Source organism: Bradyrhizobium lablabi, from assembly GCF_018131005.1.
Lineage (GTDB): Bacteria > Pseudomonadota > Alphaproteobacteria > Rhizobiales > Xanthobacteraceae > Bradyrhizobium > Bradyrhizobium lablabi_D.
In genome coordinates, this window is record NZ_JAFCJK010000002.1 from 489510 (window position 1) to 502897 (window position 13388).

General features: G+C 64.0%; 16 protein-coding genes. 10 read left to right on the forward strand and 6 right to left on the reverse strand.

The annotated features are described in order from the left end of the window. The first annotated feature begins 18 nt into the window (after positions 1-18). From glpX to JQ553_RS07310, 4 genes are all read left to right on the forward strand, one after another. Positions 19-1017, forward strand: a complete 999-nt coding sequence (gene glpX / locus JQ553_RS07295; RefSeq protein ID WP_212499223.1) for a class II fructose-bisphosphatase — start codon at positions 19-21, stop codon at positions 1015-1017. A 110-nt stretch (positions 1018-1127) separates the two neighbouring features. Beyond that, positions 1128-1847, forward strand: coding sequence for a haloacid dehalogenase type II (locus tag JQ553_RS07300; protein ID WP_212499224.1), 720 nt, complete (start codon positions 1128-1130; stop codon positions 1845-1847). Positions 1848-1903: 56 nt separating this feature from the next. Further along, positions 1904-3745: a single-stranded-DNA-specific exonuclease RecJ gene (gene recJ / locus JQ553_RS07305; protein ID WP_212499225.1), complete on the forward strand. Its 1842-nt coding sequence runs from the start codon at positions 1904-1906 to the stop codon at positions 3743-3745. A gap of 19 nt (positions 3746-3764) precedes the next feature. Beyond that, positions 3765-4574, forward strand: coding sequence for an SDR family NAD(P)-dependent oxidoreductase (locus JQ553_RS07310; RefSeq protein WP_212499226.1), 810 nt, complete (start codon positions 3765-3767; stop codon positions 4572-4574). A gap of 114 nt (positions 4575-4688) precedes the next feature. On the opposite strand, the gene JQ553_RS07315 is transcribed toward JQ553_RS07310, so the two are convergent. Next, positions 4689-5924, reverse strand: a complete 1236-nt coding sequence (locus JQ553_RS07315; protein WP_212499227.1) for a lytic murein transglycosylase — start codon at positions 5922-5924, stop codon at positions 4689-4691. A gap of 54 nt (positions 5925-5978) precedes the next feature. Then, the gene (locus tag JQ553_RS07320; protein WP_212499688.1) at positions 5979-6557 is read right to left on the reverse strand and encodes a MarR family transcriptional regulator; all 579 of its coding nucleotides are present in this window, start codon (positions 6555-6557) and stop codon (positions 5979-5981) included. Positions 6558-6652: 95 nt separating this feature from the next. Between JQ553_RS07320 and JQ553_RS07325 the strand changes: the two genes are divergently transcribed. Then, positions 6653-7132: a carboxymuconolactone decarboxylase family protein gene (locus JQ553_RS07325; RefSeq protein ID WP_212499228.1), complete on the forward strand. Its 480-nt coding sequence runs from the start codon at positions 6653-6655 to the stop codon at positions 7130-7132. Positions 7133-7183: 51 nt separating this feature from the next. Continuing rightward, on the forward strand, positions 7184-7687 hold the full coding sequence (locus tag JQ553_RS07330; RefSeq protein ID WP_212499229.1) for a cupin domain-containing protein: 504 nt from the start codon (positions 7184-7186) through the stop codon (positions 7685-7687). A 16-nt stretch (positions 7688-7703) separates the two neighbouring features. On the opposite strand, the gene JQ553_RS07335 is transcribed toward JQ553_RS07330, so the two are convergent. The 3 genes from JQ553_RS07335 to efp all read right to left on the reverse strand — a co-directional run bounded on the left by JQ553_RS07335 (position 7704) and on the right by efp (position 9071). After that, positions 7704-8132 carry a DUF805 domain-containing protein gene (locus tag JQ553_RS07335; protein WP_212499230.1) on the reverse strand — a complete coding sequence of 143 codons (429 nt, stop codon included), beginning with the start codon at positions 8130-8132 and terminating at the stop codon, positions 7704-7706. 100 nt (positions 8133-8232) lie between these two features. After that, on the reverse strand, positions 8233-8466 hold the full coding sequence (locus JQ553_RS07340) for a hypothetical protein (RefSeq protein ID WP_212499231.1): 234 nt from the start codon (positions 8464-8466) through the stop codon (positions 8233-8235). A gap of 38 nt (positions 8467-8504) precedes the next feature. Then, positions 8505-9071 (reverse strand): elongation factor P, encoded by a 567-nt coding sequence (efp, locus tag JQ553_RS07345; protein ID WP_212499232.1) that lies wholly within the window; start codon positions 9069-9071, stop codon positions 8505-8507. Positions 9072-9488: 417 nt separating this feature from the next. Between efp and epmA the strand changes: the two genes are divergently transcribed. The 4 genes from epmA to JQ553_RS07365 are packed head-to-tail and all read left to right on the forward strand — an operon-like array spanning position 9489 to position 12114. Beyond that, the gene (gene epmA, locus JQ553_RS07350; RefSeq protein ID WP_212499233.1) at positions 9489-10541 is read left to right on the forward strand and encodes an EF-P lysine aminoacylase EpmA; all 1053 of its coding nucleotides are present in this window, start codon (positions 9489-9491) and stop codon (positions 10539-10541) included. Beyond that, positions 10538-11629 (forward strand): lysine-2,3-aminomutase-like protein, encoded by a 1092-nt coding sequence (locus JQ553_RS07355; RefSeq protein ID WP_212499234.1) that lies wholly within the window; start codon positions 10538-10540, stop codon positions 11627-11629. The genes epmA and JQ553_RS07355 overlap by 4 nt, the downstream gene beginning before the upstream one ends. An 11-nt stretch (positions 11630-11640) precedes the next feature. After that, positions 11641-11838, forward strand: coding sequence for a hypothetical protein (locus tag JQ553_RS07360; protein ID WP_312015095.1), 198 nt, complete (start codon positions 11641-11643; stop codon positions 11836-11838). Positions 11839-11865: 27 nt separating this feature from the next. Continuing rightward, complete coding sequence (locus JQ553_RS07365; protein WP_212499236.1) at positions 11866-12114, forward strand: hypothetical protein; 249 nt, start codon at positions 11866-11868, stop codon at positions 12112-12114. Between the two features lie 68 nt (positions 12115-12182). Here the strand turns inward: JQ553_RS07365 and JQ553_RS07370 are convergent, their stop codons facing one another. After that, positions 12183-13268: a 3-deoxy-7-phosphoheptulonate synthase gene (locus JQ553_RS07370; RefSeq protein WP_212499237.1), complete on the reverse strand. Its 1086-nt coding sequence runs from the start codon at positions 13266-13268 to the stop codon at positions 12183-12185. Between the last annotated feature and the right edge of the window lie 120 nt (positions 13269-13388).

A 13388-nucleotide genomic window follows, 5' to 3' on the forward strand; every position in this document is an offset into this window, starting at 1 on the left:
GGCTTAAGGAGTACGCTGATGTCGACACATATTTCCGTTCCGCCGCAGCTGTTGCTTGAGCGCATCCTGACGCTCGAAATCGTGCGGGTGACGGAGCGCGCGGCGGTGTCGGCCGCGCGGCTGCGCGGCCACGGCCAGGAGAAGGCCGCCGACAAGGCCGCGGTCGACGCGATGCGCCGCGAACTGAACAAGTTGCCGATCGAGGGCACGATCGTGATCGGCGAGGGTGAACGTGACGAAGCACCGATGCTGTTCATCGGCGAGAAGGTCGGCCTCAATGCAGGCCCCAAGGTCGATATCGCGGTCGATCCGCTCGAGGGCACCACGCTGTGCGCCAAGAACATGCCCGGCTCGATCGCCACAATGGCGATGGCCGACGGCGGCACGCTGTTGCACGCGCCTGACGTCTACATGCAGAAGATTGCGATCGGCCCAGGTTTTGCCAAGAACGTGATCGAGCTCGACGCGCCGCCGGCCGACAATGTGCGCCGGCTCGCCAAGGCGAAGGGCGTCGATGCCACCGCCATTACCGTGCTGGTGCTCGATCGTCCGCGCCATGCCGACATCATCAACAGTGTCCGCAGCACCGGGGCTGCCGTGCAGCTGATCACTGACGGCGACGTAGCCGGCGTCATCCACTGCGCGAACCCCGAGGAAACCGGCGTCGACATGTACATCGGCACGGGCGGGGCTCCCGAGGGTGTGCTGGCGGCGGTCGCGCTCCGCTGCATTGGCGGGCAGATGCAGTGCCGCCTGATCCTCGACAGCGAGGAGAAGCGGGAGCGTGCACACAAGATGGGCGTCACCGATCCCAAGATGATCTACGGCATCGAGGACATGGCGAAGGGCGACTGCCTTTTCGCTGCGACCGGCGTCACCACCGGCTCGCTGCTGACGGGCGTGAAGTTCAAGAAGGACGTCATCGAAACCGAGACGGTCGTGATGCGCTCCGTCACCGGGACCGTGCGCTACATCAAGGCCGAGCATCGCCAGCTCGACAAATTCCACCTCGACTAGAATCGACCATCGTTCGGGGCGATGCCAGGCATCCAAACCGGCGCCTCGAGATTCCGGGTTCGCCCTGCGCGTGCCCGGAATGTCAACCATAACAAATCTGGGAGAAGGGCATGTCTGATGTGTCTGCGGTCAAGGCGCTCGTGTTCGACGTGTTCGGTACCGTCGTCGACTGGCGTACCAGCCTGATCAACGACTTCTCCAAATGGTCCGAGGCGCGCGGCATCACCGCGGACTGGATGGCACTGGTCGATGGCTGGCGCGCGGTCTACGCCGCCTCGATGGACGAGGTGCGCAAGAACCCGCAGAACGGCTACGTCATCCTCGACGTGCTGCATCGCCGCTCGCTCGAAAAGCTCGTTTCGCAATTCGAGATCAAGGGGCTGACTGAAGCGGACCTGCATCATCTCACGATGGGCTGGCATCGCCTGCATGCGTGGCCCGACAGTGTCGCGGGCCTCACGCGGCTGAAGACAAAATACACCATCTCGCCGCTGTCGAACGGCAATGTCGCGCTACTCACGAACATGGCGAAGTTCGCGGGCCTGCCCTGGGACCTGATCATGTCGGCCGAGCTGTTCGAGCACTACAAGCCCGATCCGGAAACCTATCTCGGTGCCGCAAGACTGCTCTGCCTGCCGCCGGAACAGGTGATGATGGTTGCCGCGCACAACCACGATCTCAAGGCCGCGCAGAAGCTCGGTCTGAAAACCGCTTTCGTGGCGCGGCCGACCGAATACGGCCCGCATCAGAAATACGATTTCGAGGCGAAGGGCGACTGGGACATGGTCGCCAAGGATTTCGGTGAACTAGCGGGCCGAATGGGCTGCTAGAGGCTGGCCTGCGAATCATTGAAGCGTTACGATTCTTGCCTGGCTCGGAAGGGATCATGACGCTCCACGCATCCGCACTGCCCGTCGAGGCACCGCCGGCATTCCTCGGTGTGACGCGGTCGCTGACCGGAAAATTCTGGCGCGACCGGCTCGATGCGCGCGGCGCCGCAAGGGCGCTTGCCATCGTCCAGCGTTACAATCTGCCGGAGATGCTCGCGAGGGTGCTGGCCGGGCGCGACGTCGAGCTGGATGCTGTCCAGGATTATCTCGATCCGACCATCCGCAAGCTGATGCCCGATCCTCACACCGTGACGGACATGGAGGCGGCGGCCAAGCGCATCGCGGATGCGGCTACGCGCGGTGAGAAGGTTGCGATCTTCGGCGACTATGACGTCGATGGCGCAACCTCGGCCGCGCTGCTCGCCTGGCATTTGCGTCATTGCGGGCTCGACCCGCTGATCCACATCCCTGATCGTCTGTTCGAAGGCTATGGCCCGAACACCGAGGCCGTGCGCGCGCTGGCGGCAAAGGGCGCGACGCTGCTCGTCACCGTCGATTGCGGCACCACCAGCGTCGAACCGCTTGCCGAGGCGAAGAAGCTCGGCATGTCGGTCGTCGTGATCGACCATCACCAGACCGGCGATCAATTGCCCGAGGTCGATGCGCTGGTAAATCCCAACCGGTCCGACGACCTCTCCGGGCTTGGCCATCTCGCCGCCGTGGGCCTCGTGCTGGTGACGCTGGTCGCCGTGAACCGCGAGCTGCGCCAGCGCGGCTTCTGGTCAAGCGAAATGCCGGAGCCCGACCTGCTTGGCATGCTGCATCACGTCGCGCTCGGCACCGTCGCCGACGTCGCGCCGCTGACCGGTCTCAACCGCGCCTTCGTGGCCAAGGGCCTGATCGCGATGCGTCGGCGGGACCATGTCGGGCACACCGCCCTGATGGATGTGTCGCGGCTGAACGGCCCGCCGGAAGCCTGGCATCTCGGCTTCATGCTGGGCCCGCGCATCAACGCCGGCGGACGGATCGGGCGCGCGGATCTGGGTGTGCGGCTGCTGCTGGAGGGCGACATTTCGGAGGCGGCGCGGATCGCGGCCGAACTCGACCGCCTCAACAGCGAGCGTCGCGTGATCGAGCAGGCGGCCGAGGCTCAGGCCGAAGCCGAGGCGCTGGCCTCACTTGGAGTTGAAGATAAGGGCGCGGTGATCGTTACTGCCGCCGAGGGCTGGCACCCCGGCGTCGTTGGCCTCGTCGCCGCGCGGCTGAAGGAGAAATTCGCGCGGCCTGCATTTGCGATCGCGCTCGAACCTGGCGGAATCGGCACAGGCTCGGGCCGCTCGATTGGCGGCGTCGATCTCGGTAAGGCGGTGCGGCAGGCGGTGCACGATGGTCTGCTAATGAAAGGCGGCGGCCACGCGATGGCGGCCGGCGTAACCCTGCGCAAGGAGAGGCTTGCCGAATTCCGCGCCTTCATGGAAAGCGCGCTTGCCGCCGACGTCGCTGCGTCGCGCCACGAGAACGAGCTCTTCATCGACGGCGCGGCGACGGCGCGCGCAGTGACGCCGGAATTCGCCGCAACCCTCAATCGCGCAGGGCCGTTCGGTAGCGCCAATCCGGAACCCGTCATCGCGCTGCCGTCGCATCAGCTCGTCTATGCCGATGAGGTCGGGCAAGCGCATCTTCGGCTGCGACTCAAGTCGGGTGACGGCTCCATCGTCAACGGTATCGCATTCCGCTCTATCGGACAGAAGCTCGGTAGCGCCTTGACGCAAAATCGCGGCCAGCAATTGCACGTGGCAGGCTCTCTCGCCGTCGACCGTTGGCAAGGCACCGAACGTGTGCAATTCCGTGTGCTCGACGTCGCGGTGCCGGACCAGGGCCCCGCGGTGATCAGATGAGAACGTGCGGAGAGGGCAAATGTCGGGACAGGTTCAAGGAAAGGTCGCGCTCGTCACTGGCGGCGCGTCAGGTATCGGCGCGGCGGTCGTCGAGGTACTTGCTCAGGAGGGGGCGACGGTTGTCGCGACTGATATCGACGAACTGAACGGTCCGGAGCTGGCCGCGCGCCTCAGGAAAGCCGGCCGCGAGGTGATTTTCCTGCCGCAGGATGTCACGAGCGAGGAGCGCTGGGCGGAAGTGGTCGCCGAGATCGGCAAGCGCTTTGGCCGTCTGGATGTGCTCGTCTCCAATGCCGGCGTCGGGATTGCCGTGCCCTCAATCGTCGACATGACCTTGCAGGATTGGCGTCGTCAGACCGCGATCAATCTCGACGGCGTGTTTCTCTCGGTCAAACACTCGCTGCCCCTGATGCGCAGGCACAGTGGCGGCTCCATCATCATGATGTCGTCGCTCGCGGGCTTGCGCGGTGCGGCGAATCTGTCCGGCTACTGCGCGACCAAGGGCGGCGTGCGGCTGTTCGCCAAGGCGATCGCGATGGAATGCGCACAGATCGGAGATGGCATCCGCGTCAACTCGGTCCATCCAGGTATCATCGACACGCCGATCTGGGGCAAGATCCCGACCGGCGCCACAGGTGCCGGCCAGAACGCGCCGATCGATCCGGAAGAACGCGCCAGATTTGCAACGCCGCTCGGCCGCGCCGGCCAAGCAATGGAAATCGCGCAGGGCGTGCTGTATCTCGCCTCCGACTCGTCACGTTACGTCACGGGGACCGAACTCGTCATCGACGGTGGCATGTATGCCGGCGGAGTCGTGCGACAACAGTAAGTCTTGGTCGTTGCGAGCGAAGCAGTCACGGTTTCATGGAGAATGGATTGCTTCCGCCTTCACCGAAGCTTCAACGGACAAGTCGCCGCTATCGTTCCTCGTAGAGAGGATGGATCAACTTCCCTGCCGCAACCGCGCCAGCACCTTCAGCCCGCCGTAGCCGTCGGCGGGCAACAGGCCCGTCTTGATCTGATAGTCCTTGATCGCCTTCATGGTGTCATTGCCGACGCGGCCGTCATTGCCGCCGGTGTCGAAGCCCGCCTTGGTGAGCCGCGTCTGCATCTCCTGCACCTCGGCGAGCGTCAGCACGCGCTCCGAGCCGGGGAACGGCTGGATGAAGGGTGGCGCGCCGAGGCAGCGGTCGCCGAGGTGGCAGATCGCCAGCGCATAGTTCATCGAGGGGTTGTAGCTCTTCACCGAATAGAAATTCGGGCCGAGCAGGAATGCGGGGCCGCCTGCGACGGGAATCCAGAGCTGCGCGGACGCGTTGGGCTGCGGGAACGGCTGGCCGTCGGCGCGGGTGACGCCGACGCTCGCCCAGGCCGCGTAGGTACGGCTTCCGCTCGCACCGCCGCCGGGTGCGCGGACCTCATAGCCCCAGTGCTCGCCGCGGTGATATTTGCCGCGATTGACCAGATACTTCGCGGTCGATCCCAGCGCGTCGTCCGGCCGCCCGAAGGGCGAGACCTTGCCGTCGCCGTCATAGTCGAAGCCGACGTTGAGCCAGACTTCGGGCATCCATTGCGAATGGCCCATCGCGCCGGCCCAGGAGCCGCGCATCTCTTCCGGCGTGCTCCAGCCGCGCTGGACGATCTTGAGAGCATTGATCAACTCGGTTTCCCAATAGGCCTTGCGGCGCGGCTCGTTCCAGGCGAGCGCCGCGAGGGACGGGAACACCGGCCGCATATGATTCTGCTGCACCAGCGGATCGCCATAGGCGGATTCGACGCCCCACAGCGCGAGCAGCGTGCCGCGCTCGACGCCGAAGTCGCGCTCCACCCGGGCAAACAGCGCCTCGTTCTTCTTCAGCGCCTCGCGGCCGTTGATGACGCGCCAGTCCGAGACGCGGCGGTTGACGTACTGCCAGATCTGCTCGTTGAATTCGGGCTGGTTGCGCATCTGCCTGAACACGCTCATGTCCGGCTCGATGTGGCCCATCACGCGGGTCCAGGTCGCTTCAGAAATGCCTTTTGCGATTGCGCGGGCACGAAAATTATCGCGCCACTGGTCGAAGCCCGGAGGCGCGGCTGCCAGCGCCGCAACCGGATTCGCGAGCATTGCGCTCGCCGCAAGACCCGTCTTCAATACGGTGCGTCGCGAAAGGGACTTCAGGGAATCAATCTGTCTCATGCCGCCAGTCTAGCGGCGCTGATGGAGTAGACCAAAGCCAAGACGCCGCGGGAACTAGCTATCCTGCAAATCTGTGGCGATTTTTGACAACCAGCGCCGGACGGCGAGTTCCGCCTTGGGCGAAAGACCGGCGGCAAGGCGCCCCTCCAGCGCCTGGGCGATGTGCCGGCATCTCTCGAGCAGCACGGTTCCACGGCGCGTCAGCGTCCATTGCAGCACGCGCCCGTGGACGGGGTGCGGCGTCTTGCGGATCGCGCCATCGCGCTCGAGGTTGCGGATGATCAAGCCGACTGTCTGGGGCGTCAGGATCGCAACCCGCGCCAGATCGGCGCCGGAGAGTCCAGGATAGGCCTTCAGCATGGTGAGGACGACGAATTGCGGCGTGGTCACGCCGAGGTCCGCGAGCGCGCGTTCCATCGAAAGACGCGCTGCTGCCTGCGCCTGACGCAGGAGGTAGGCGAGGTAGCCCTGTTCGCCGCGCTTGCCTTGGCCGGGCAGCGGCGGAACGGAGCGGATCGGAACCCGATTTGCGGTGGACGACTTTTCGGGTGAGGGCGATTTTCGTCCGGTCCGCTTTTTTGCAGGGCGCCCTCTGGCGGTTCTGAATTTCCGATGCTTTCGCATTCCGGCCATGCGGCCTGATTTTGCCTTCGCGGGCTTCCGCGCCTTGCTCATGTATCAGTGCTCTTATACTATATCACGGCTCTGATAACATAAGGTCAGAACCAATGTCACATGCTCGCAAAGAGTATACGGATTTCGAGCTGCTGGCGCCGGATGTTTTTGCCGCCGTGCGATCTCTCGGCCAGTACGCGGGGAAAGCCGGTCTCGAAAAGCAGCTGCTCGAACTCGTCAAGCTGCGCGCTTCGCAGATCAATGGCTGCGCTTTCTGCGTGCAACATCACATCCTGCAGGGAGAGAGCCTCGGCGTTCCCACTGACAAACTCAACCTCGTCGTAGTCTGGCGTGAAGTACCGCAATTCTCGGCGCGCGAACGCGCGGCGCTGGCCTGGACCGAGGCGCTGACGTTGCTTGCAAACGGCGTCAGCGACGAAGTCTATGCACAGGCGAACGCGGAATTCTCGGAGCAGGAGTTGACTTATCTCACCTCGGCGATCGCATCGATCAATATCTGGAACCGGTTCGGCGCCGCCTATCGCTGGACGCCACCAGCGCGCAGGCCCGTGGTGGGCGCGGCATCCTCGTAGTAGGTCGGTTCACGAAGGAACTAGGGAACAGAAGGGTAAGGGAGAAGACACATGACGTCGATGGCTGCGACTTTCTCTGTTTCACCCCCGTCGCGATCGGTTTCGCTTGCGGTCATTGCGGGGCTCGCCTGCGCGATGGTGATTGGCAGGTCACTGCCGCTGACGATGGACACAATCTCATCGGCGATCGTGCCGCTTTGCGCGGCCGCGACCGGCGAGGGATCGGCGCTCGACAAGGTTGAGTTGATCACTTCGCACGCGTTGCCGAATGTCCCGGGCAAGCGCGTGACCGTCGTCCGCGTGACCTACGGCCCCGGCGGTTTTACGCGTCCGCATCGCCATGCAGGCTCGGTGACGGCCTACATCACCAAGGGTGAAATTCGCTCCCAGCTCGGCGGCGGGCCGGTCGAGACCTTCACGGTCGGCCAGTCCTTCTTCGAGCCGCCGGGCTCGACACATGTGGTGTCGGCCAATGCGAGCACCACCGAGCCGGCGGAATTGATCGCGGTGTTCGTAGCGGACGAAGGCGCGCAGCTTACGACATTCCTGGAGTAGGGCGAGCAAGCGTCGCCTAGATACCCGCGCGCGCCAGCGGATCACGGCCGAACCGATTGTCTCCTGATCGTCCGGGCAAGAAGCCCAGAACGGCAAGCAGCAGCAGATAAGGAAACCAGATCTTGATATGGATCGCGTCGGCGACGGCCGGAGCGGCGAGCACAAGCAGCAACCACCAGCCCGAAACGTTGAGGTCATGCAGCCGCTTCACCAGGACTGCGACGAGCGGCCATAACGTGATGAGCACGGCCAGCAACGGCGCTAAGTCCAGCGGCGGATTGAGGTCGGGAACATTGTAGTACCTGACACGCGGAATCGTGAGGTTCCGCCAGGTTCGGATGATCAGGACGTCGACCAGAATCAGCCCGAAGTACCCCAGTCGAAATTCCTGCCGGCTGATGCGGCCGTTCGTTGACAGGAAATACCAGGTGAAGGTTGAGAGCATGGCGCCTGCGGTTCTGCTTGAATTCGGCTGAAGCCATACCCCAACGTCCGTTAACGCCGCTGGAATCGAGCCGCGACATTTGGGCGCTTCTCGTCAACCATCAGTTGCCGACACCTTCCGGCGTGCCGAGATGATGCGCCACGTCGTCCGGCAACGCGTGGGCGGCGGCCGCCATCGGTCCGGGGTCTGGTCCGACCTCACGGCCGCGGCCACGGATCAGCCGTTCATAGTCCGACACCAGCGTGGTGTAGGGATTGACCCTGGCATTCATGAGCCGACGGACGAACAGAGCTGCCAGCCAGCACGAGACGAAGCTGGCAAACTTCCTGATCAATGCCCCCCTACGCCCTCGATTCCCCCGGAGAGCAGCGCCTAATCCTTGGCGCGCTCAACGTAGGAACCGTCCTCGGTCATGACCACGATGCGGGTGCCGGTGGTGACATGCGGCGGCACGCCGGTACGTATGCCGTTGGAGAGCATCGCGGGCTTGTAGGAGGAGGAGGCAGTCTGGCCCTTGGTCACGGGCTCCGTCTCCACGACTTCCAGCGTGACGCGCTGGGGCAGTTGGATTGCAACAGGATTGCCCTCGTGAAGCGAGAGCTTCACGGTCATGTTTTCCTGCAAATAGGGTGAGGCGGAACCGACGATCTCCTTGGACACCTGGACCTGGTCGTAATTCTCGGCGTTCATGAAGTGGAAGCCGTCACCATCCTCATAGAGGTAGTTGAAGTTGTGGTCTTCGACGGTGGCTTTTTCGACCTGGTCTGTGGTCTTGTAGCGCTCCGAGACCTTCACGCCGTCGCCGATGCGACGCATTTCGATCTGGCTGACCGGAGTGCCCTTGCCAGGATGGATATTCTCTGCGGACAAGACTACGTAAAGCTTGCCGTCCTGCTCGATGACGTTGCCCTTGCGGATAGAGCTGGCGATGACTTTCAAGGTTGTTTTCCTAAATTTGGCGGCCGGGGCTCAAATCGGTTGAGCCGCCCTCGGCCATGGCGGCGATTTCGGGCTGCAACATACTGATTTGTCCCTGAGATGCCAGCTTTTTGCGGCCGGTTTCGGCACGTTGCCAACCGCTCCGATGATGTGGATTTGGCTCTATTTTCGGTCCGTGTCGGGGATCTTGACCGCGTTGGGTGTGCGCGCCGGCGCCGGGCTTCTGCATTTCAGCCCACCGTCCGCATAGACAATGCGAGCGTCTTTCGACATGAAGAAACGAACCTCGGTACACTCCGTCAAGGCTAGGGCCATGTCGACTGCCAATTCTATCAATATCAATGGCTTGTTCTTGCTCTTTAAACAGACGCTCAGTCTCGCTGGTGTTGGTTGCGCGCTCACTCGGGCGCCGCGGCGATGACCGGACAAGGGCAACCCTCGCCCTGGTGGACGCCGGCGCGCTACGCCGACCGCAGGCCCTTCCTGCGGGCGCGGAGCGCGATCACGAGGGCGCTCAGGGTCTGGTTCGAGGAACAGGGGTTTACCGAAGTCGAGACCGGGATTCTGCAGGTCTCCCCGGGAAACGAAACCCATCTGCATGCTCCTCGTACCGAGTTGACCGGCCCCGATGGTTCGCGCACAACGCGGTACATGCGCACCTCGCCGGAGTTCGCTTGCAAGAAGCTGCTCGCGGCGGGCGAACCGAAGATCTACGAGTTCGCACGGGTGTTCCGCGATCGCGAGCGCGGCGACCTGCATCTGCCTGAGTTCACCATGTTGGAATGGTACCGCGCCGACGAAGGGTATGACGCCATCATGGCTGATAGCGTCGTCGCGATCGCCCACGCCGCGCAGGCGACCGGTATCGGAACCTTCTCGTTTCGCGGCAGGACCGCAGATCCCTTTGCCGAACCGGAACTGCTGACCGTCGGCGGCGCGTTCCAACGCTTCTCTGGTATCGATCTCCTGGCGACGATCACTGACGGCGAGGGCGACCGCGCGGCGCTCGCGGCCGCCGCGGGTTCACAGGTGCGGATCGCTGGTGACGACAGCTGGTCTGATATCTTCAGCAAGGTGCTTGTGGAGCATATCGAGCCTCATCTGGGGCAGGGGCGGCTCACCGTGCTGTTCGAATATCCGGCGCCGGAAGCGGCACTGGCGCGGACCAGGGCCGGCGATGCCCGCGTAGCGGAGCGCTTCGAGGTCTATGCCTGCGGTGTCGAACTCGCCAACGGCTTCGGCGAGTTGACGGATGCTGTCGAACAACGGCATCGTTTCACCGCCGCGATGGACGAGAAGGTCCGTCGCTACGGCGAGCGATATCCGCTCGATGATGACTTTCTGGCCGCGGTCGGCCAGATGCCCGAGGCGAGCGGCGTTGCGCTGGGCTTCGACAGGTTGGTGATGCTGGCCAGCGGCGCGCCCAGGATTGATCAGGTGGTATGGACGCCCCCTGCAGGAGAAACATGAACAGGATCGATCCGAAACTGGCGGCCACCTTGCGCCGGCCGCGCGAACTGGTCGGTGCCGGTTTCGCACCGGCCGCGGCGCTTCCCGACCTGGAGAGAGTTGCCGCGCGCTACGCGATCGCGGTGACGCCCGAGTTCGCGGCGTTGATCGATGCAGCAAACCCGGACGATCCGATCGCACGACAGTTCGTCCCGAGCGTCGAAGAGCTCGCCGAACGGCCCTTCGAAAATGCCGATCCGATCGGCGACGATGCGCATTCGCCGGTGCCGGGAATCGTGCATCGCTATCCAGACCGCCTGCTGTTCAAGCTGGTTCATGTCTGCGCGGTGTATTGCCGATTCTGTTTCCGCCGGGAAATGGTCGGACCGGGTAAGGCCACGGCGTTGTCCGAAGACGCCTATCGCGCCGCGCTGAATTACATCCGCTCGCATTCCGAAGTCTGGGAGGTCATCCTGACCGGTGGCGATCCCTTGATGCTGTCACCGCGCCGATTGTCCGAGATCATGGCCGATCTCGCCGGCACTGATCATGTGAAGATCATCCGCATCCATACCCGCGTACCCGTTGCCGATTCCGCGCGGCTCGATGCCGACATGATCGCCGCGCTCAGGGTCGAGGGTGCGACAACCTGGGTCGCGGTTCACGCCAACCATCCCCGCGAACTGACCGGGACCGCGCGAGCCGCCTGCGCGCGGCTCGTCGACGCTGGCATTCCCCTGGTGAGCCAGTCGGTGCTCCTGCGTGGTGTCAACGACGATCCCGCTACGCTGGAAGCCCTGATGCGCGCATTCGTCGAATGCCGGATCAAGCCCTACTACCTGCATCACGGCGATCTCGCGCCGGGCACCTCGCATCTGCGCACCACAATCGAAGCCGGGCAGGAACTGATGCGCGCCTTGCGCGGCCGCGTCTCCGGCCTCTGCCAGCCAGATTACGTGCTCGATATTCCCGGCGGCCATGGCAAAGCGCCGATCGGGCCGAGCTATTTGTCGCAGCCACCATCCCACGAACGTGACCCGTCCGCCGAGGGGCGGTATCGTATCGTCGATTATTGCGGCGACGCCCATCTCTATCCACCTGCGTCATGAGTGGGGCCGGAGTGGACAAGCGGGAGCCGCCGGAGGACGAGGGCGACCGGACGCTCGAAAACGCCGTGCTGTTTGGCCTCTTTGTGGTGTTGGTCGCCGCGGGAATCTGGCTACTTGGCACCATGGCCGATATACGCAAGGTTCAGGATTGCGCGGCGCAGGGGCGACGCAATTGCGCTACTATCGATGTTCCGGAGCGGGCGCGATAACGAGGGCTGAGAGGCGGGAGACGCAAGATGCAGAAAACAGTTTTGTCCCTGGCATTGATGATTGTGATCGTGGCGCCCGAGGCGTGGGCGCAGGGGGGATCGACCACGGTCCAGAAAAACCCCGACAGGCCGTTGATTCAGGCGCCGATCGGACACCGGCAGCCGCGCGCCAGCGACGTGCCGACCGAGAGGAACCTCAGCGACCCCAATAACCCGGTGAACAAGGAAGACGCCGCGCTCGACAAGAAGATCAAGAGCATCTGCCGCGGCTGCTGAAGCGGCAGGAGGCAGGCGGGGCGCCACGTTGCGCCCCCGCCGCCTGCGCTCAGTCCATTTTCCCCGCGTCAGGCCGAACGCTCCTTCAGGTTCCCGCGCTGCGCGCCGCGCCGGGCCTCAACGGCGTCGGCCAGCCTGCTCAGCACCTCGGTCGTCGTTTCCAGGTCGATGCAGCCGTCCGTGATACTCTGGCCGCGAGTGAGCGCTTTGCCCGCGATGACGTCCTGACGGCCGGCGACCAGGTTGCTCTCGATCATCACGCCGATGATGCGCTGGTCGCCGCCTGCGACCTGACATGCGACGTCGGCAGCGACGATCGGCTGGTTCTCCGGCTTCTTGCCCGAGTTGGCGTGGCTGGTGTCGATCATCAGCCGCGGCGCGACGCCGGCGCGGCCGAGTTCGCCGGCTGCGTCATCGACGCTCGCTGCGTCGTAGTTCGGAAGACGGCCGCCACGCAGGATGACGTGGCAATCCTCATTGCCGCTTGTCGCAGCAATCGCCGAACGGCCGCCCTTCGTGACCGCCATGAAATGGTGCGGGTGCGAGGCCGACTTCACCGCGTCCGCGGCGATCCGCACATCACCGTCGGTGCCGTTCTTGAAGCCGACCGGGCAGGACAGTCCGGAAGCGAGCTCGCGATGGATCTGGCTTTCGGTGGTGCGTGCCCCGATCGCCGCCCAAGATACCAGATCGGCTATGTATTGCGGCGTCGTCATGTCGAGGAATTCGGTGCCGGCGGGCAGGCCGAGATTGTTCACAGCCGATAGCACGTTGCGCGCGAGGCGCAGGCCCTTGTTGATGTCGAAGCTGCCGTCGAGATTGGGGTCGTTGATCAATCCCTTCCAGCCGACAGTGGTGCGCGGCTTCTCGAAATAGACGCGCATCACGACCTCGAGGCGGTCGGCAAGCTGTTCGCGCAAGGCGACGAGGCGCTCGGCATAGTCGACAGCGGCGGCGGGATCGTGGATCGAGCAGGGGCCGACGACGATCAGCAGGCGGTCGTCGGTCCCATTGAGGATCGCGTGGATGGCGTTGCGGGCGCCCATCACGACCCGCGTAGCGGTCAGGGTGCGCGGAATCTCTCCCATCACCTCGGCGGGCGTACTCAGTTCCTTCAGTTCCCTAATTCGAAGATCATCTGTCGTGCTCAACACGGCTGGCTCCTTGGGGTTGGGACCTGCCGGCACGAAAAAACCGCCAGGTCTGGCGGCTTGTTCGGACTTCTGCTGCAAATCTTAGATTGAGCGCGATCCTCCTGCCGCCAGCAAGCTGTC